This is a genomic window from Microbispora sp. NPDC088329, assembly GCF_040685655.1.
GTDB lineage: Bacteria > Actinomycetota > Actinomycetes > Streptosporangiales > Streptosporangiaceae > Microbispora.
Genome location: NZ_JBFBIP010000005.1, coordinates 51440 through 68565, shown reverse-complemented (window position 1 = coordinate 68565; position 17126 = coordinate 51440). Strand labels below are relative to the sequence as shown.

Annotated in this window: 18 protein-coding genes; 6 read left to right on the top strand and 12 right to left on the bottom strand. The window is 71.5% G+C overall.

Annotated elements, in window-relative coordinates; all coding sequences use genetic code 11:
- Positions 1 to 34 precede the first annotated feature (34 nt).
- The gene (nagA, locus tag AB0O28_RS12485) at positions 35 to 1180 is read left to right on the top strand and encodes an N-acetylglucosamine-6-phosphate deacetylase (protein ID WP_363639290.1); all 1146 of its coding nucleotides are present in this window, start codon (positions 35 to 37) and stop codon (positions 1178 to 1180) included.
- A gap of 53 nt (positions 1181 to 1233) precedes the next feature.
- Here the strand turns inward: nagA and AB0O28_RS12480 are convergent, their stop codons facing one another.
- Complete coding sequence (locus tag AB0O28_RS12480) at positions 1234 to 2352, bottom strand: GuaB3 family IMP dehydrogenase-related protein (protein WP_363639288.1); 1119 nt, start codon at positions 2350 to 2352, stop codon at positions 1234 to 1236.
- 33 nt (positions 2353 to 2385) lie between these two features.
- Positions 2386 to 3867 carry an IMP dehydrogenase gene (guaB, locus tag AB0O28_RS12475; protein ID WP_363639286.1) on the bottom strand — a complete coding sequence of 494 codons (1482 nt, stop codon included), beginning with the start codon at positions 3865 to 3867 and terminating at the stop codon, positions 2386 to 2388.
- A 648-nt stretch (positions 3868 to 4515) separates the two neighbouring features.
- On the opposite strand from guaB, the gene AB0O28_RS12470 reads away from it, so the two are divergent.
- On the top strand, positions 4516 to 5520 hold the full coding sequence (locus AB0O28_RS12470) for a helix-turn-helix transcriptional regulator (protein WP_363639284.1): 1005 nt from the start codon (positions 4516 to 4518) through the stop codon (positions 5518 to 5520).
- 83 nt (positions 5521 to 5603) lie between these two features.
- Positions 5604 to 5981, top strand: coding sequence for a DUF5319 family protein (locus AB0O28_RS12465; RefSeq protein WP_363639282.1), 378 nt, complete (start codon positions 5604 to 5606; stop codon positions 5979 to 5981).
- Here the strand turns inward: AB0O28_RS12465 and AB0O28_RS12460 are convergent.
- From AB0O28_RS12460 to AB0O28_RS12440, 5 genes are all read right to left on the bottom strand, one after another.
- On the bottom strand, positions 5942 to 6157 hold the full coding sequence (locus tag AB0O28_RS12460; RefSeq protein WP_346225596.1) for an anti-sigma-D factor RsdA: 216 nt from the start codon (positions 6155 to 6157) through the stop codon (positions 5942 to 5944). The two genes, AB0O28_RS12465 and AB0O28_RS12460, sit on opposite strands and share 40 nt — an antisense overlap.
- The gene (locus AB0O28_RS12455) at positions 6154 to 6780 is read right to left on the bottom strand and encodes a sigma-70 family RNA polymerase sigma factor (RefSeq protein ID WP_363639280.1); all 627 of its coding nucleotides are present in this window, start codon (positions 6778 to 6780) and stop codon (positions 6154 to 6156) included. The genes AB0O28_RS12460 and AB0O28_RS12455 overlap by 4 nt, the downstream gene beginning before the upstream one ends.
- A 321-nt stretch (positions 6781 to 7101) precedes the next feature.
- Positions 7102 to 8727 (bottom strand): chaperonin GroEL, encoded by a 1626-nt coding sequence (gene groL, locus AB0O28_RS12450; RefSeq protein WP_363639278.1) that lies wholly within the window; start codon positions 8725 to 8727, stop codon positions 7102 to 7104.
- Positions 8728 to 8793: 66 nt separating this feature from the next.
- Positions 8794 to 9108: a co-chaperone GroES gene (gene groES, locus AB0O28_RS12445; RefSeq protein WP_111699864.1), complete on the bottom strand. Its 315-nt coding sequence runs from the start codon at positions 9106 to 9108 to the stop codon at positions 8794 to 8796.
- A gap of 167 nt (positions 9109 to 9275) precedes the next feature.
- Positions 9276 to 10118, bottom strand: a complete 843-nt coding sequence (locus AB0O28_RS12440) for an NAD-dependent epimerase/dehydratase family protein (RefSeq protein WP_363639276.1) — start codon at positions 10116 to 10118, stop codon at positions 9276 to 9278.
- A gap of 137 nt (positions 10119 to 10255) precedes the next feature.
- On the opposite strand from AB0O28_RS12440, the gene AB0O28_RS12435 reads away from it, so the two are divergent.
- From AB0O28_RS12435 to AB0O28_RS12425, 3 genes are all read left to right on the top strand, one after another.
- A complete protein-coding gene (locus AB0O28_RS12435) occupies positions 10256 to 10861 on the top strand; it encodes a MarR family transcriptional regulator (RefSeq protein WP_363639274.1) in 606 nt (201 codons plus the stop codon).
- Between the two features lie 106 nt (positions 10862 to 10967).
- A complete protein-coding gene (locus AB0O28_RS12430) occupies positions 10968 to 12227 on the top strand; it encodes a class I SAM-dependent methyltransferase (protein WP_363639272.1) in 1260 nt (419 codons plus the stop codon).
- A gap of 156 nt (positions 12228 to 12383) precedes the next feature.
- Positions 12384 to 13364, top strand: a complete 981-nt coding sequence (locus AB0O28_RS12425) for a hypothetical protein (protein WP_363639270.1) — start codon at positions 12384 to 12386, stop codon at positions 13362 to 13364.
- Positions 13365 to 13401: 37 nt separating this feature from the next.
- Here AB0O28_RS12425 and tsaD read toward each other — a convergent pair whose 3' ends face one another.
- The 5 genes from tsaD to AB0O28_RS12400 form a co-directional block, all read right to left on the bottom strand.
- Entirely contained in the window at positions 13402 to 14430 is a 1029-nt protein-coding gene (gene tsaD, locus AB0O28_RS12420; RefSeq protein ID WP_363639268.1) for a tRNA (adenosine(37)-N6)-threonylcarbamoyltransferase complex transferase subunit TsaD, read from the bottom strand.
- Positions 14427 to 14915 (bottom strand): ribosomal protein S18-alanine N-acetyltransferase, encoded by a 489-nt coding sequence (rimI, locus tag AB0O28_RS12415; protein WP_363639266.1) that lies wholly within the window; start codon positions 14913 to 14915, stop codon positions 14427 to 14429. Before rimI ends, tsaD begins: the two co-directional genes overlap by 4 nt.
- 19 nt (positions 14916 to 14934) lie before the next feature.
- The gene (gene tsaB / locus AB0O28_RS12410) at positions 14935 to 15657 is read right to left on the bottom strand and encodes a tRNA (adenosine(37)-N6)-threonylcarbamoyltransferase complex dimerization subunit type 1 TsaB (protein WP_363639264.1); all 723 of its coding nucleotides are present in this window, start codon (positions 15655 to 15657) and stop codon (positions 14935 to 14937) included.
- Between the two features lie 161 nt (positions 15658 to 15818).
- Entirely contained in the window at positions 15819 to 16373 is a 555-nt protein-coding gene (locus AB0O28_RS12405) for a class F sortase (protein WP_363639262.1), read from the bottom strand.
- A 2-nt stretch (positions 16374 to 16375) separates the two neighbouring features.
- On the bottom strand, positions 16376 to 17014 hold the full coding sequence (locus AB0O28_RS12400; protein WP_363639260.1) for a hypothetical protein: 639 nt from the start codon (positions 17012 to 17014) through the stop codon (positions 16376 to 16378).
- Between the last annotated feature and the right edge of the window lie 112 nt (positions 17015 to 17126).

Below are 17126 nucleotides of genomic sequence, written 5' to 3'. Positions count from 1 at the left end.
GGCGGGCACACGCCGCACCCGGAAGGATGGCGGCATGAGCGTGACTCTCTCCGATGCCCGCATCGTCACTCCCGACGACGTCCACGACGGCTGGCTCACCATCGAGGACGGCAGGATCACCCACATCGGACGCGGGCGGGCCCCGCGCGACGGGCTCGGGCTTGGCGGGCGCACCGTCGTCCCCGGTTTCGTCGACATCCACACGCACGGCGGCGCCGGCGGGAGTTTCCCCGACGGGGACCCGGAGACCGCCGCCGCGGTCGCCGCCTTCCACCGCGGGCTCGGCTCGACCACCGTTGTGGCCAGCCTGGTCACCGCCGCGCCCGGCACGCTCGCACGGGCCGCCGCCGTGCTCGCGGATCTGTGCGAGCAGGGCCTGCTCGCCGGCATCCACTTCGAGGGGCCGTACATCGCCGAATCGCGCTGCGGCGCGCACGAGCCCACGCTGCTGCGCGAGCCCGACGTGGCGGAGTTCCGCGCGCTGGTCAAGGCCGGGCGGGGCCACGTCCGGATGCTGACGATCGCGCCTGAGCTGCCGAACGCGCTCGACGTGATCAGGGACGCCGTCTCCGAGGGCGTCGTCGCCGCGCTGGGCCACAGCGACGCCACCTACGAGCGGACGATCGAGGGGATCGACGCCGGGGCGACCGTGGCCACCCACCTCTACAACGCGATGCCCCCGCTCGGCCACCGCGCGCCCGGGCCGATCGCCGCCCTGCTACAGGACGAGCGGGTGACCGTCGAACTGATCAACGACGGCGTCCACGTCCACCCGGCGATGCTGCGCCTGGCCATGGACGCCGCGGGCGCGGGCCGTACGGCGCTGATCACGGACGCGATGGCGGCGGCGGGCATGGGCGACGGGCGCTACCCGCTCGGCCCGATGACCGTCGACGTGGTGGACGGGGTGGCCCGGCTCGCCTCAGGCACCGCCGGCGGCGGCTCGATCGCCGGCAGCACGCTCACGATGGACGTGGCCTTCCGCCGCACCGTGCGGGAGGTCGGGCGCTCGCTGGTGGACGCGGCGCTGATGGCCTCGCTCACCCCCGCCCGCGTCCTCGGCCTGGACGGCGAGATCGGCTCGATCGCGGTCGGCAAGTACGCCGACCTCGTGGTGCTGGACGACGACCTGAACGTCGACGGCGTGATGAAGCGCGGCGCCTGGGTCCGTCACCCCTGACTCCGGGAAAGCCGAAGGCCGGGCCCGGCGGCCCGGCCTTCCCTGGCGACGGATCAGCGCTGCGGCGGGGCGACGACCACCTCGACGCGCTGGAACTCCTTGAGGTCGGAGTAGCCGGCCGTGGCCATCGTGCGGCGCAGCGCGCCCAGCAGGTTCATCGAGCCGTCGGCCAGCGACGACGGGCCGTGCAGGATCTCCCGCAGCGTGCCGATAGTGCCGAACTCGACCCGCTTGCCGCGCGGCAGCTCGGGGTGGTGGGCCTCCGACCCCCAGTGGAATCCGCGCCCGGGGGCCTCGCTGGCCCGCGCGAGCGGCGAGCCCACCATGACGGCGTCGGCGCCGCAGGCGATCGCCTTGGCGATGTCGCCGGAGCCGCCCATGCCGCCGTCGGCGATGACGTGGACGTAACGGCCGCCCGACTCGTCCATGTAGTCGCGGCGGGCCGCGGCCACGTCGGAGATCGCGGTGGCCATCGGCACGACCACGCCCAGCACGTTGCGGGTGGTGTGCGAGGCGCCGCCGCCGAAGCCGACCAGCACTCCGGCCGCTCCGGTCCGCATGAGGTGCAGCGCCGCCGTGTACGTCGCGCAGCCGCCCACGATCACCGGGACGTCGAGCTCGTAGATGAACTGCTTCAGGTTGAGGGGCTCGGCCCGGCCGGACACGTGCTCGGCGGAGACCGTCGTGCCGCGGATCACGAAGATGTCCACGCCCGCGTCGATCACGGCCTTGTGGTGCTGCACGGTGCGCTGCGGCGACAGCCGTACGGCGGTCGTGACACCGGCCGCGCGGATCTCCTCGATGCGGCGGCCGATCAGCTCGTCCTTGATCGGCGCGGTGTAGATCTCCTGCAGCCGCGCGGTCGCGGCCGCTGTGTCGAGGGTGGCGACCTCGTCAAGGAGCGGCGCCGGGTCCTCGTAGCGGGTCCACAGCCCTTCGAGGTCGAGCACGCCGAGGCCGCCCAGGCGCCCGATCTCGATGGCCGTCTGCGGCGACACGACGCTGTCCATCGGGCTCGCCACGAGCGGAGAGTCGAAGCGGTAGGCGTCGATCTGCCAGGAGATCGACACCTCCTCCGGGTCGCGGGTGCGCCGGGAGGGCACGATGCCGATCTCGTCCAGCGCGTAGGCACGCCGCCCGCTCTTGCCGCGCCCGATCTCCACCTGTGTCATATCGCCTGTTCTTTCCGTTTCTTCCGGTACGACTCAGCGCCCGTGGTAGTTCGGAGCCTCGACCGTCATCTGGATGTCATGCGGGTGGCTCTCCTTGAGCCCGGCCGCGGTGATCGGCATGAGCTGCGCCTTCTCGTGCAGCTCCTCGACCGTCCGGGAGCCGGTGTACCACATGCCCTGCCGCAGGCCGCCGACCAGCTGGTGGGCCACCGCCGCGACCGGGCCGCGGTAGGGCACCTGGCCCTCGATGCCCTCGGGGATGTACTTGTCCTCCCCGGACACCTCGGCCTGCGCGTACCTGTCCTTGCTGAACGACGCACCGCCGCGCTCGCGGTTGCGCACCGCGCCCAGCGAGCCCATGCCCCGGTACGACTTGAACTGCTTGCCGTTGATGAAGATCAGCTCACCGGGCGACTCCTCGCAGCCGGCCAGCAGCGAACCGAGCATGACCGTGTCGGCCCCGGCGGCCAGCGCCTTCGCGATGTCGCCCGAGTACTGCAGGCCGCCGTCGCCGATGACCGGGACGCCGGCCGGGCCGCACGCCAGCGCGGCCTCGTAGATGGCGGTGAGCTGCGGGGCGCCCACGCCCGCGACGACCCGGGTGGTGCAGATCGAGCCGGGCCCGACACCCACCTTGACCGCGTCTGCGCCCGCGTCGACCAGCGCCTGCGCGCCCGCGCGGGTGGCGACGTTGCCGCCGATGACGTCCACCCGGCCGTTCGCCTTGATCTTGGCGATCATGTCGCACACGCCCCGCGAGTGCCCGTGCGCGGTGTCGACGATGATGACGTCCGCGCCCGCCTCGATCAGCGTCATGGCGCGCTCCTCGGCGTCGCCCGCGACGCCCACCGCCGCGCCGACCATCAGACGGCCGTCGGCGTCCTTGGTCGCGATCGGGTACTGCTCGCTCTTGGTGAAGTCCTTGACCGTGATGAGGCCCTGCAGGCGACCGGCCTCGTCCACGAGCGGAAGCTTCTCGACCTTGTTCTGCCGCAGCAGCCGGAACGCCTCGTCGCGGTCGACGCCCACCGGCGCCGTCACCAGCGGCATCGGGGTCATGACGTCGCGTACGGCCCTGCTCTGGTCGCTCTCGAACCGCATGTCGCGGTTGGTGACGATGCCCACGAGCACGCCGTCCGCGTCGGTGACCGGGACACCGGAGATCCGGTAGGTCGCGCACAGCCGCTCGACGTCGGCGAGGGTGTCCTCGGGAGAGCAGGTCACGGGGTTGGTCACCATCCCCGCCTCCGACCGTTTGACCAGGTCGACCTGCTGCGCCTGCTCTTCTATGGAGAGGTTGCGGTGCAGTATGCCGATGCCGCCCTGCCGGGCCATGGCGACCGCCATGCGCGCCTCGGTGACCGTGTCCATCGCGGCCGACACCAGCGGAATACGCAGCGTGATGCTTCGCGACAGCCGGGTCGTCGTGTCGGCGTCACCCGGCTGCAGGTCCGAATACGCGGGAACGAGAAGCACGTCGTCGAACGTGAGCCCCGCCTCGGTGAACTTGGCCATCTGCTGCACCCCTCCTGCGCTGTGGGTCCTTACGCGTGGGTCCTCGCGCGTGGGTCCCTCGCCAGACCCGAGGTCAGTCTAGTGCTCGCCACAAACCGCAATCGGCAGACCTGTCAAGAGGGACGGCACAAAAAGTGGGGGGACCGGCTTCCGGCCCCCCCACTTACCCGCGTCGCGCCTGCCACGCCCGTCGAGCCCCCCTCCGCGCCCGGCAGACGCGGCGTTTCCCGGCTAACGCTGGGTCAAGGATGCGTCACGGTGGGTTCCCGCGCAATGGCGTAACGTGCAACTGCACAAAGATGCATTTCCCGCTCTTTCGAAACTTCGACCGAAACAAATGCGAACCTTCACGTCCATACAACAGCCGGCACGTTCGGCCGTGCCAAATGTGCGAACGGGACGGACAGCGCGGAAAAGCCGAGCTATTCTCGCGACGCGGAGCGAGGCGGAGATGAGGCGGAAGTCGGCGGGCCGGACGACGGGAAACGTTTTCCCCAATGAAATGAGCCACCCGGCGAAGCAATGCGACCGGCGATCAAGGCGACCAGAGCGACCGGGGCGACCGATACGAACAGGGCTAACAGGGCTACGAACAGGGCGCAGTGAGATCGGCGCTGTGCGACCAGTGCGACCACCGACGGAGCGAGCATGAGTACGACGCGCAACGCCGCCCCTCAAGCCGACCCCTTCGAAAGCCTCGGCCTGTCCCCCGGCCAGGCGGCCCTCTACACGGCCGTGCTGCGACTGCATCGTGCCACGCTGACCGAGCTGGCCGAGGCGGTCGACCGGCCCGCCGAGGACGTGCTCGACGCCCTGAACGGGCTCGTACGGCTCGGCGCGGTGAACCGGCGGCGGGAGGAGTTCCTCGCCCGGCATCCGGCCGCGGCGATCGGGCGGCTGGTGGCCGAGAGGCTGGACCGCATGGCGCGGGAGACCCGCCAGATCGACGAGGTGCTCGCCGCCGCCGGACGCCTGGCCCATCACTACGACGCCGGCCGCGACTGGCGCAGCGGGCGGTTCTCGGTGGAGCCGGTGAGCGGCGCCGACGAGCTCTACGAGAGCGTGATCGGCCTCGCGCTGCAGGCGCCCCCCGCCGAGCTGGTCATGGCCGTGCCGGACCTCCGGACGATGGCCCGGCTCGCGGACGGGTACGGCGGCCAGTGGATCCGGGCCGCCGCCGACGGCATCCTGCGCGTGCGGATGGTCGTCACGCTCGACGCCGTGTCCACCCCCGCCGTACGTGAGGTGTGCGCGCGGTTCTGCGAGGCGGGCGCGGGGCTGCGTACCCTCGACGCGCTGCCGAGCTGGTTCTTCGCGCTCGGCGACGGCACCGCCGGGCTGCCCGCCGAGTGGGGCGTGCCACTGCCCGAGCACTCCTACAACTGCTACCTGGTCCACGCGCCGGTGGCCGTGGGAGCGCTGCGCACGCTGTTCGAGGAGCTGTGGGCCCGGGCCGCGCCGATCTCCCCGCACAACACCGTGCTACAGGTGCTGCGCCTGGCCGGGCGCGGCCTGTCCGACGACGCCATCGCCCGTCACCTCGGGGTGTCCGTACGCACGGTGCGGGCCAGGTTCGCCGAGGCGATGTCGGAGCTGAGGGCCCAGTCCCGTTTCCATGCCGGAGTGGAGGCCGCCCGCCGCGGCTGGCTGTGACACCCGTGGCGCGGATCACCCGGGCGAGCGGATGAGGCGCACTTTCGCTCGGCGGAGGGGGCCGTGGTCATAAGGTGGGATGCGTGCTGGAAGACGTCCCCCGCGACCCGTTCGCGGATGACCCCGACGACCCCGCGGCGGAGCTTGGAGAGCCCGACGACGTGGAGCCGCTGACGCTCGCAGAACGCGACGAGGCGCTGACCGATCTCGCCGACGTGGAGGTCTTCCGGTCCCTGCTCGAACCCCAGGGCGTGCTCGGGCTGGTCCTCGACTGCCCGGAGTGCGGCGAACAGCACTACTTCGACTGGGACCTGCTGCGCGGCAACCTGCGCCAGATGATCGACAACGGCCGGCCGCAGGTCCATGAGCCCGCCTACCAGCCCGACCCGGCCGACTACGTCAGCTGGGAGTACGCCCGGGGCTACGTGGACGGCGTGATCGACACGGAAGAGAGCCGCTGACTGTCCACGTCGGCCACGAGCGCACCGAGCAACCGGACGGCGGCGTCCGTGCCGCCGACCGGCTCGCGGCGGGCGAGCGCGTCGAGGACGGCGTCCGTCCGCATTACGTCGCCCTCCACATCGGCATCGCCGTACGACCGCAGGTGGCGGGCCGTACGACGACGTTTCGTGGTCACGCAATCGACTCCAACTCGGCCAACTGCCGGAGCCTGGCGAGCGCGCGATGCTGCGCGACCCGGACAGCCCCCGGTGACATGCCGAGTACATTACCCGTCTCCTCGGCGGACAGACCCGAGATCACCCGCAGAATGAGGAGCTCGCGCTGCGTGTCGGGGAGCCGGGAGAGCAGGTCCCGGGCGTGCTGCGCCTCGATGTAGCGGACCACCGTCTCCTCCGGTCCCGGGCCCTCGTCAGGCCCGTCCGGCAGGTCCTGCGTCGGCACCGCCGAGCGGACCGAACTCCGCAGGGCGTCGGCCACCTTGTGCGAGGCGATGCCGAAGACGAACGAGGCGAACGGGCGGCCCATGTCGCGGTAGCGCGGTAGCGCCGACAGCACGGCGATGCACACCTCCTGGGCCACGTCGTCGGCGATGTGGTATTGACCGGACACCCTGCCCAGTCGGGCCCTGCAGTACCGGACCACCATCGGGCGCAGATGTCCCAGCAGTGATTCGATCGCGGTGCGGTCTCCCTGTACGGCAAGGCTGGTCAGTTCCCTGAGGTCGGACTCATCCGATCTCGTCGCAAGCCTTACCCCAGTTGCGGCGTCGGCGACGCATCCCTCGGTCACGTTAGGCATGATGCCCGCCGCGATCGTTCATGTCGTCATGGTTGACGGCTACGGATTGGTCACATTGATGCGCAGATAACGCTCCGTAATCATCAGATCACTCGCCCGTTGGAACATTCCAACCAGAATGCCCAAAAACGAGAGATATACGCCTGATGGCTTGACAGGGAAAAAGAAGTATGCCAATCAGATGCCCTTTGCCCGCGGCTCCGCTTCGCGTGCCGGCGCCCTCTCCCGGAAAGCGGAGCGCCCCGCGGTCCACCCTTGCGGGCGGGCGCGGGGCGCGGGGTACTGCGGGACGAGCGGCCGGCGGCCGCCACCCGGTCTCGATCAGTGGCCGTGACCGTGTCCGTGGCCGTGACCGCCGTTGGCGGCCGGAGCCTCCTCCTCGGGCTTGTCCACGACGAGGGCCTCGGTGGTGAGCAGCATGCCGGCGATGGACGCGGCGTTCTGCACGGCCGAGCGGGTCACCTTGACGGGGTCGATGACGCCCTGGGCCACCAGGTCGCCGTACTCACCGGTGGCGGCGTTGAGGCCCTCACCCGCGTTCATGGCGGCGATCTTGGTGGTGACGACGTAGCCCTCCATGCCCGCGTTCTCGGCGATCCAGCGGGCGGGCTCGACCAGCGCCTTGCGGACGATCGAGACGCCGGTGGCCTCGTCGCCGGTCAGGCCCAGGTCGTCGAGCTCCTTGGACACGTGCACGAGCGCGGAGCCACCGCCGGAGACGATGCCCTCCTCGATCGCGGCGCGGGTCGCGGAGATCGCGTCCTCGAGGCGGTGCTTCTTCTCCTTCAGCTCCACCTCGGTCGCGGCGCCGACGCGCAGCACGCACACACCGCCGGACAGCTTCGCGAGACGCTCCTGGAGCTTCTCGCGGTCCCAGTCGGAGTCGGACTGCTCGATCGCCACCTTGATCTCGCGGACGCGGTCCTCGATCGCCTGGGCGTCGCCGGCGCCGTCCACGATGGTGGTGGTGTCCTTGTTGACCACGACGCGGCGGGCCGTGCCGAGCACCTCGAGGCCGACATGCTCCAGCTTGAGGCCGATCTCCTCGCTGACGACCTGGCCGCCGGTGAGGATCGCGATGTCCTGCAGCATGGCCTTGCGGCGGTCACCGAAGCCGGGCGCCTTGACGGCGACGGAGGTGAACGTGCCGCGGATCTTGTTGGTCACCAGGACGGCCAGGGCCTCGCCCTCGACGTCCTCGGCGATGACCAGCAGCTGGCGCTTGCTCTGGGCGATCTTCTCCAGCAGCGGCAGGAAGTCCGCGATGGAAGCGATCTTGCCCTGCGTGATGAGGATGTAGGGGTCCTCGAGGACCGCCTCCATGCGCTCGGAGTCGGTCACCATGTAGTGCGACAGGTAGCCCTTGTCGAACTGGAGGCCCTCGGTGAACTCCAGCTCCAGGCCCATCGCGTTGGACTCCTCGACGGTGATGACACCGTCCTTGCCCACCTTGTCGAACGCCTCGGCGATCAGGCCGCCGATCTTCGCGTCCTGCGCGGAGATCGTCGCGACGTTGGCGATCTCCTTCTTGTCCTCGACGTGGCGGGCGCTGCCGAGCAGCCGCTCGCTGACGGCCTGGGCCGCCTTGTCGATGCCGCGCTTGAGTCCCAGCGGCTGCGCGCCGGCCGCGACGTTGCGCAGGCCCTCGCGGACCATGGCCTGGGCCAGAACGGTCGCGGTGGTGGTGCCGTCACCCGCGATGTCGTTGGTCTTGGTCGCCACTTCCTTGGCGAGCTGGGCGCCCAGGTTCTCGTACGGCTTGTCCAGCTCGACCTCGCGAGCGATGGTCACACCGTCGTTCGTGATCGTCGGGGCACCGAACTTCTTGTCGATGACGACGTTGCGGCCGCGCGGGCCGAGGGTCACCTTGACAGCGTCGGCGAGAGCGTTGACACCACGCTCGAGAGCGCGCCGCGCGTCCTCTTCGAACTCCAGGATCTTCGGCATTCAGGTCTCCTTGTGAGCGCGCGGAGCCCCGGGCGCGTGTCCCGGGGCTCCACTGGCCGACGCGGCCTACTTCTCGATGATGGCGAGCACGTCGCGGGCCGAGAGCACCAGGTACTCCTCGCCGCCGTACTTGACCTCGGTGCCGCCGTACTTGCTGTAGAGGACGACGTCGCCCTCCTTGACGTCGAGCGGAATGCGCTTCTCGCCGTCCTCGTCCCAGTTGCCCGGACCCACAGCGAGGACGCGGCCCTCCTGCGGCTTCTCCTTGGCGGTGTCCGGGATGACCAGGCCGGAGGCGGTGGTCTGCTCGGCCTCAAGCGGCTGGACCACGATGCGGTCGCCAAGCGGCTTAACGGGAACCTTGGTGGCGGTCGTCACGATCGGACCTCCCCTTCAGATTGCGATGAATGAGCTGAAGAGGCGACCAGCGGCCTGCCGTCGCGGGTGTCAGACCTGTCTCGTCGCTATTGGCACTCTCGATGGGAGAGTGCCAACACGAAACAGTATGCAAGTGGCGCGTGACAGTCAACACGAACCGGCATCGCAGGTCAGACGCGGGAGGCGTACGACCCGGAGCGGACGTCGTCGACGATGCCGGGGCGGCTCGGCTCCCAGCCGAGCACCTTCCTGGCGAGGTCGCCGCTCACCACCTGACTCAGGGCCAGACCCTCGGCGAACGGACGGCCGAGCACCTCGCTCGCCTCGTCGATCGGCCAGGGCACGGCCCTGCCCGTGCGGCCCGCCGCCGCGGCCGCGTCCGCGACGCTCACCGCCTCCTCGGCGACGGCGTGGAAGAGGCTCCCCGGACCGGCCTTCTCGATCGCGAGCACGAGCAGGTCCGCCAGGTCGTCGACGTGCACGGTCGCCCAGGTCGGCACCGGGCCGCCCGCGTGGACGTACCGGCCGTCCTCCCCCTCGGGGGAGGCGAGCAGCGTGGGGATTCCCGCGCCCCGGCCGTACACGATGCCGGGCCTGACGACGACGCCGCCGGCGTCCAGCACGAGCCTCTCCAGGCGCGGCCGGTAGCGGGAGGCGAGGATGGGGTCCAGCGGGGCGTCCTCGTCCGCCGCCTCGGTGGTGGCGCCGAGCACCCAGACGCCACTGGTGTAGACGAGCCGCGCTCCGCCGCCGGCCAGCGCCTCGATCGCCGCGACGTCCACCGCCTCGTCCCCGACGGGGTTGGCGGCGTGCACGACGACGTCGATGTCCGGCGTCACCGCCGCGCGGAGCGTCCCGGGTTCGTGGATGTCGCCGTGGCGCACCTCTCCGGGTACCGCGGTCTCGCGGGCCTTCGGACGGACGAGCGCGACGACCTCGTGGCCGCGTTCGGTGAGGCGCTCCGCCAGCACCGAGCCGATGTACCCCGTCGCGCCGAGCACCAGCACCTTCATTTTTCCACCTCGAACACTTTGATGTTTTACTGTTCGACGTAGACGGTAACGTATGCCCGGCCAAAACTTCAACGTCGAAGTGTCGGTTACGATGGCGGGTGGAGGAGGAGCGGCGGAGAACCCAGGCCGCACGCGCTATGAACGACACCCTCGCGAACGACACCGCCGGCGGGGACGCCGCCGGCTCGGACATCACCGGTACGAACCCCACCGGCACGGGCACCACGCGCACGGGCACCGCCGGCGACGACGCCGTCGACCAGATACTCGGCCAGTGGGCCCGGGCGCGTCCGGACGTGGACTGCTCGGCGATGGGGGTGGCGGGGCGGATCTCCCGTGCGTCCCGGCTGCTGGAAAAGGGCATCAAGGAGTATTTCTCCGGACACGACCTGGAACCGTGGGAGTTCGACGTGCTCGCGACTCTCTTCCGGTCCAATCCCGATCATCGGCTCTGCATGAGCGAACTCGCCACGGCCGCGATGGTCAGCTCGGCTGCGCTCACCAACCGGGTGGACCGCCTCGTCGCCAAGAGGCTGGTGCACCGGGAGGTCTCGCCCTCCAACCGCCGCATGGTCCTGATCACCCTCACCGACGAGGGGCGGACGGTGGTCGACGCGCTGCTGGAGGGTCATGTGGCCAACGAGGAGCGGCTGCTGTCCGGCCTCACCGACGACGACCGGGCACAGCTGTCCGGACTGCTCTGCAAGCTGCTCACCTCCCTCGGCGACGTCCGCTCCCGCTGACCGAGGGACACGGCCCGCGTGACGCCCTCGCGCGGCCTTCCCGCTCCCGTCGCGCTCCCCGGCCCACAGCCGGAGCACTACGGACGAATCCGATAGCGTCGCGGGCGTGGACCTGGACGCCTTCCGCACGCTGCTCACGCCCGCCGGGCACGGGGCCCTGGACGAGGCCGTGAAGATACTCGCCGACGGCGCTGATCCGGTGGCCGCCGCGAGCGCGCTGCGCCGGAGCCACCCGGCGGACCTGGCGGCGGCGGCGCTCACCCAGGCGTCGCTGCGGCGGCGGGCCGAGGCCAAGTTCGGCCCCGACGCCGCCGTCATGTACTTCACCCCGCACGGACTGGAGCAGGCCACGCGCCCCGAGGTCGCCGCACACCGCGCCGCCAGAATCCAGGCCGCCAGAATCCAGGCCGCCAGAATCCGCGCCGCCGGAGAGGCCGCCGCGAAGGCCGCCGGGGAGGCCGCCGGGGAGTCGGAGGGCGGCCCGGCCGTGCTGGACGTCTGTTGCGGAATCGGCGGCGATCTCCTCGCCCTCGCGAGGGCGGGCTGCTCCGTGAACGCCGTGGATCTCGACCCGCTGACCGTGGAGATCGCCCGCGCCAACGTGGCGGCGCTCGGCCTGTCGTCCACGGTCGAGGTCCGCACGGGCGACGCCGCGCTGGCCGACCCGGGCGGGTACGACCTGCTGTTCGCCGACCCCGCCAGGAGAGGCGCGAGCGGACGGACCTTCGATCCGAAGGCCTACTCCCCCACCTGGCCGGTCGTGCTCGACCTGGTGGCCCGCGCCCCGGCGGCCTGCCTGAAGGTGGCCCCCGGCATCCCGTACGAGTTCATCCCGGAGGGCGCCGAGGCCGAGTGGGTGTCGTACCGCGGCGAGGTGAAGGAGGCGGCGATCTGGACCGGGATGGGATCGGGCGGCCGGCGCGCCACTCTGCTGCCGTCCGGGGCCACGCTCACGGAGTCCGGCGCGGAGGCGGAGACCGGGCCGGTGAGCCGTTACCTCTACGAACCCGACGGCGCCGCGGTGCGGGCCCATCTGGTCGCCGAGGTCGCCGCTCTCGTGTCGGGCCGCCTCGTCGACCCGCGGATCGCCTACATCACGAGCGACCGTCTCGTACGCACGGAATGGGCGTCCCGTTACGAGGTGACCGACGTCATGCCGTTCTCGCTCAAGCGGCTGAGAGCGGCACTACGCGAGCGGCGCGTCGGCACGGTGACCATCAAGAAGCGCGGGTCCGCCGTCGACGTCGAACGACTGCGCAAGGATCTGCGACTATCCGGAGACAATTCCACGGTGATCGTGCTCACTCGCATCGCGGAACGGCCGTTCGTCCTGCTTTGCCAGCCCGTGACCAGCACTGACGGGTGAAACCGGAGCAATTCAGCGGCAATTACCGCCTTTCTCATTCCACGCCTGATGGCCGCGGGCCAGGGCCTAAAGTTGGCCGTCGGGCATGCCGCCTGTTCGTTCATCTGCGCGAGACCGGGCCGAACCGACGTTTCGGCGAGTGAAGGAGCATTCTCGGTGGAGCATTCCAGCCACAACCTCCTCCAGGCGGGCAGCCAGACCGCGATCTCCGATCGGATGCGCGAACTGCTCGCCCGGGCGGCGCAGGACCACGTCTACGAGCAGCGAACGCAGGGCGCCGTGCTTGACGAGATCCGCCAGCGGCTGGAGGGCATGGAGTGGCTGCTGCGCGAGGTGCGCGAGCGCGAGCTGGGCGGCCTCGGCGCGGCACTCGAAGCGATCACTCAGCGGCTCGACGACATGGCGGTCAGGCCGCCCGCCTGGGCCGAGGGGCTGGCCCAGCATGTGGAACTACTGCGCGACCATGTCGACGAGGCCGGCGGCCGGACCCAGGGCCTCGCCGACCGCATGGCGGACTTCACCCACCGGCTCGGCAAGGTCCAGGGAAGCATGGAGGCCGCCGCCGGGCGTTTCACCCGGATCGACAAGACCCTCACCGCACTCACCGAGCGCACCGAGCGGCTGGAGGCCGTCGTCGTCGAACGGCTGGACGCCGTCGGAGGCCGGATCGAAGCGGTGGAGAGCGGCGTAACGACGGTCGGCGAGCGCGTCGGGAGCCTGCCCGCCGATCTCGGCATCGGGGAACTGCGCGGCACCGTCGCCGGTCTCGGTCACGCCGTCGAGGGCATGGACGCCACGGTGACCGCGCTCGGCGCCACCGTGGACGGCATGAACACGACGGTGGCCGGGTTGAGCGCCGGCGTCGGGGACGTCGCCGCCGGCGTGGACGAGATGAGCACCACGATCGCGGGCATGAACGCCGACCTCACCCTGGCGGCGGGGGCCGTCGTGCCCCTCGCCGAGGCGGTGCGCAGCAGGCCCGACCGGGAGCAGATCGCCGAGACCGTCTCGGACGCGGTCACCCGCGCCATGGAACCGGCCCGGGGCGACGTCGCCCGGCGGCTCGCCGCGCTGGAGGAGACCATGCTGGCGCTCGCCGAGGTCCTCCTGCGCCCCGCCCGCGGCCACACGGACTGACCGCCGCGCCCGGACTCGTACGAGGCCGGGCGTGCGATCAGACGTTGACGACGCTGATCGGGAGCGACGAGTCGGCCGGGATCTCCAGCGTGGAGGGCCTGACGCCGGCCGCCACCAGATTCGCGCCGAGCGCCGCGACCATCGCGCCGTTGTCGGTGCACAGACCGGGCCGCGGCACCCGCAGGCGCACTCCGGCCGCGTCGCAGCGCTCCTGGGCCAGGGCCCGCAGCCGGGAGTTGGCGGCCACGCCGCCCCCGATCAGCAGGTCCTTCACGTCGTAGCGGGCGCACGCCTGCAGGGCCTTGCGGGTGAGCACGTCCACGACCGCCTCCTGGAACGACGCGGCGACGTCGGCCACCGGCACCGCCTCGCCCGCCGCCTCGCGGGCCTCAACCCAGCGCGCCACGGCCGTCTTCAGACCGGAGAAGGAGAAGTCGAGAGTCCCGTCGTCGTACTTGCCGCGGGGGAACGCCACCGCCGTGCCCGACCCCTCACGGGCGGCCCGGTCGATGTACGGGCCGCCCGGGAACGGGAGGCCGAGCACCCGAGCCACCTTGTCGAACGCCTCCCCCGCCGCGTCGTCCACCGTGGACCCGAGCGAGATCACGTCCTGCGCCACGTCGGGCACCAGGAGCAGCGAGGAGTGCCCGCCCGACACCAGCAGCGCGATGGACGGCTTGGGCAGCGGGCCGTGCTCCAACTGGTCCACGGCGACGTGCGCGGCGAGGTGGTTGACCCCGTAAAGCGGGACGCCGAGCCCCAGCGCGTACGCCTTGGCGGCCGCCACACCGACGAGCAGCGCCCCCGCGAGACCCGGGCCTGCCGTGACGGCGACCGCGTCGATGTCGGAGAAGCGCAGCCCGGCGGCGGCCAGCGCGCCTTCGACCGTGGGCGTCATCGCCTCCAGATGGGCCCGCGAGGCCACCTCCGGCACCACGCCGCCGAAACGGGCGTGCTCGTCCATGCTGGAGGCGATGGTGTTGGCCAGCAACGTGTGGCCGCGGACGATGCCCACGCCCGTCTCGTCGCAGGACGTCTCGATCCCCAGCACGATCGGCTCGCTCATGCCCCGCCCCCCACTTCTTCGTGTCCTGGCCCGAGGTCCTTCACCATGGTGATGGCGTCGGTTCCGTCGTCGTAGTAGCGCCGCCGCAGCCCCAGCCGGCGGAAGCCGAACCGCTCGTACATCGCCTGCGCGGGCGGATTGTCGGCGCGCACCTCCAGGAACACCGAGACCGCGCCGCGTCGTACGGCCTCGGTGAGCAGCGCGTTCATCAAGGCTGTCCCGACGCCGGCGCGCCGGTGACCGGCGAGGACGGCGATCGTCTGGACGTCGGCCTGGTCACCCGCCGCCGCCAGGCCCGCGTATCCCACGACGTGGTCGCCCAGCTCGGCGACCACGTAGTGCCGGGTGCGCGGCTGGTCGGCCAGCTCGCCGCGCATCATGGCCTCGCTCCACGCGTCCGTGGGAAACGTCGTCCGCTCGATCTCCATCACGGCGGGCAGATCCTCGTGGGTCATCTGGCGCAGCACGACCTCAACCTGCCTCACGACGTGCCCCCGCGGCCGATCACGCCGTCACCCTCTTCGGCGCCCCGGGCACCTGTGCGTCCGGACGCCGCAGGTAGATGGGTCGCGGCGGGCCGAGCACGGCCAGCTCCCGCGCCTTCTCGACCGAATCCACGCGTCCCTCGGGCATGCGGGCGATCTCGGCCGCCTCCTCCTGGCTCAGCGTCGCGAGATGCTCGGCCGCCAGGGCCGCGAGCGCTCCGGCAGAAGGGTGCTCGGGACCGCGCACCCGATCGGCGCCGATGACATCGGCGTACATGGCGCCGCCCGCGCCGATCACGGGCAGGTCGCCGGGCAGGTCGTGCGGCCGGTCCACGCGCGGCCCGTCGAGCCGCGTGCGCGGGTCGCCGTACCTGGCCCAGAAGACCTCCTTGCGGCGCGCGTCGGTCGCGACGAGGAACGGCCCGCTCTCCCGCGCGGCGTACGCGAGGGCGTCGAGCGTGCACACCCCGAACGCCGGGAGGCCGGCGGTCAGGGCCAGCGCCGTCGCGGTCATCAGGCCGACGCGCAGGCCGGTGTACGGCCCGGGCCCGGTCCCCGCGACGACGGCGGTGACGTCCTTGAGCGTCACACCGGCCTCGCGCAGGACATGCTCGACGGCGGGCGCGAGGAGCTCCCCGTGCCGCCGCGCGTCGATCGTCGTCGACTCCGCCACCACACGCTCGCCGTCGTACAGCGCGGCGGTGACGGCGGGAGTGGCGGTGTCGAAGGCCAAGACAAGCACGAAGGTCAAGCGTAGTCGCTGTGCGGAGGCGGACGACCACACCCGCGTCCGGTGGTGACCGTCCGGCGGGCACGGGCGGCGGCCGTCCGGCACGGTGGTCGTCCGGCACGGTGGTCACCCGCGGGCCGGCGCGGAGCCGGACCCGGCGGGCGGCATCCCTGTCAGGCGTCGCGGATCAGGGAGGCGTAGACGATGACGTTGTCGCGGTACTCGTGCCGCGACCAGTCGAAGTCGCCGCCGCAGGTGATCAGACGCAGCCCGTCCTCGGTGTAGACGCGCTCGGCCGGGAAGTCGTCCTTCGGCACGTGCTCCACCGAGTCGACCCGGTAGGAGGCGGTCCTGCCGTCGCTGCGCACCACCTTCACGACCGCTCCCTCGCGCAGGTCCCGCAGCCGGAAGAAGACGGCGGGAGCGGTCTTGGTGTCCACGTGGCCGATGATCACGGAGGCGCCGGGGTCGCCGGGCACGGCGCTTCCGGTGTACCAGCCAGCGGTGGACGGCTTGTCGAACGGCGGCAGCTCGACGTCGCCCTCGTCGGACAGGCCGAGCTTCATCAAAGGGGCCTTCAGATGCAGCGCCGGGATGTCGATCCGTTTGGGGACGACGGAGGATCTCGCGGCGGGCTGGTCCGTGTCGTCCTTGCCGCCGGTGACCGCGGCGAACACGAGCCCGGTGACCACCCCGGCGATGATCACCCCCCGGGTGGACAGCGCCAAGGTCAGGCTCCGGAGCGCCTGCGGGCCACGCCGACGCCGACGCCGAGCGCGGCCAGCAGCACGACGACGGTGACGCCGGTCGGCAGGCCGGACTCGTCGGAGGGACCCCCGGCCGCCGTTCCGCCGCCGCCCGCGTGCGGCGCCCGGGTGGGGATCCTCGTGTGGTGCTCGGTGCGGTCAGGCTCCGGCGCGACGATCCTGAACGACGCGCTGCCGACGTCGTTGGTGGCCTCGCAGCGCACCTGCACGCGGTAGCCGCCCGGCTTGGCCCCGGCCCTGATGGCCGCGCCGCCACGCACCATCGGCGTGGTCGCGCCCGGGGAGGCGGACGGCGACGCCGGGGCCACCAGGGTGACGAGCCCTGTGAAGGCGTCGGAGCGGGCGGTCGCGCGGTATTCGGTGCCGCCCCGGGGCAGCGGGCACCTGGCGGTGATGTGGATGGTCTTGACCGACCCGCCGACGATCCGCTTGGGATCGACCTCCACCCGGACGACCTGCCGCGACAACGAGACGACAGGCGTCGGCAGGGCCGGCGTCAGCGTGATCGTGGGGTCGGCGGAGACCGTCTCGGCCGACGCGGTGCAACCCAGCGCGCCGAACAATAAGGCTCCCCCGACGGCGACCTGCGTGATCCTGCTCAACGGCACACCTCTTCCACGCCGGTCCCTTACCCAGAAAATCCTTACCGACTCATGGCCGAGGATCTTCCTTGTCCCGATGATCCACAGGATCGCGGACAGGCGTCAAGGACTA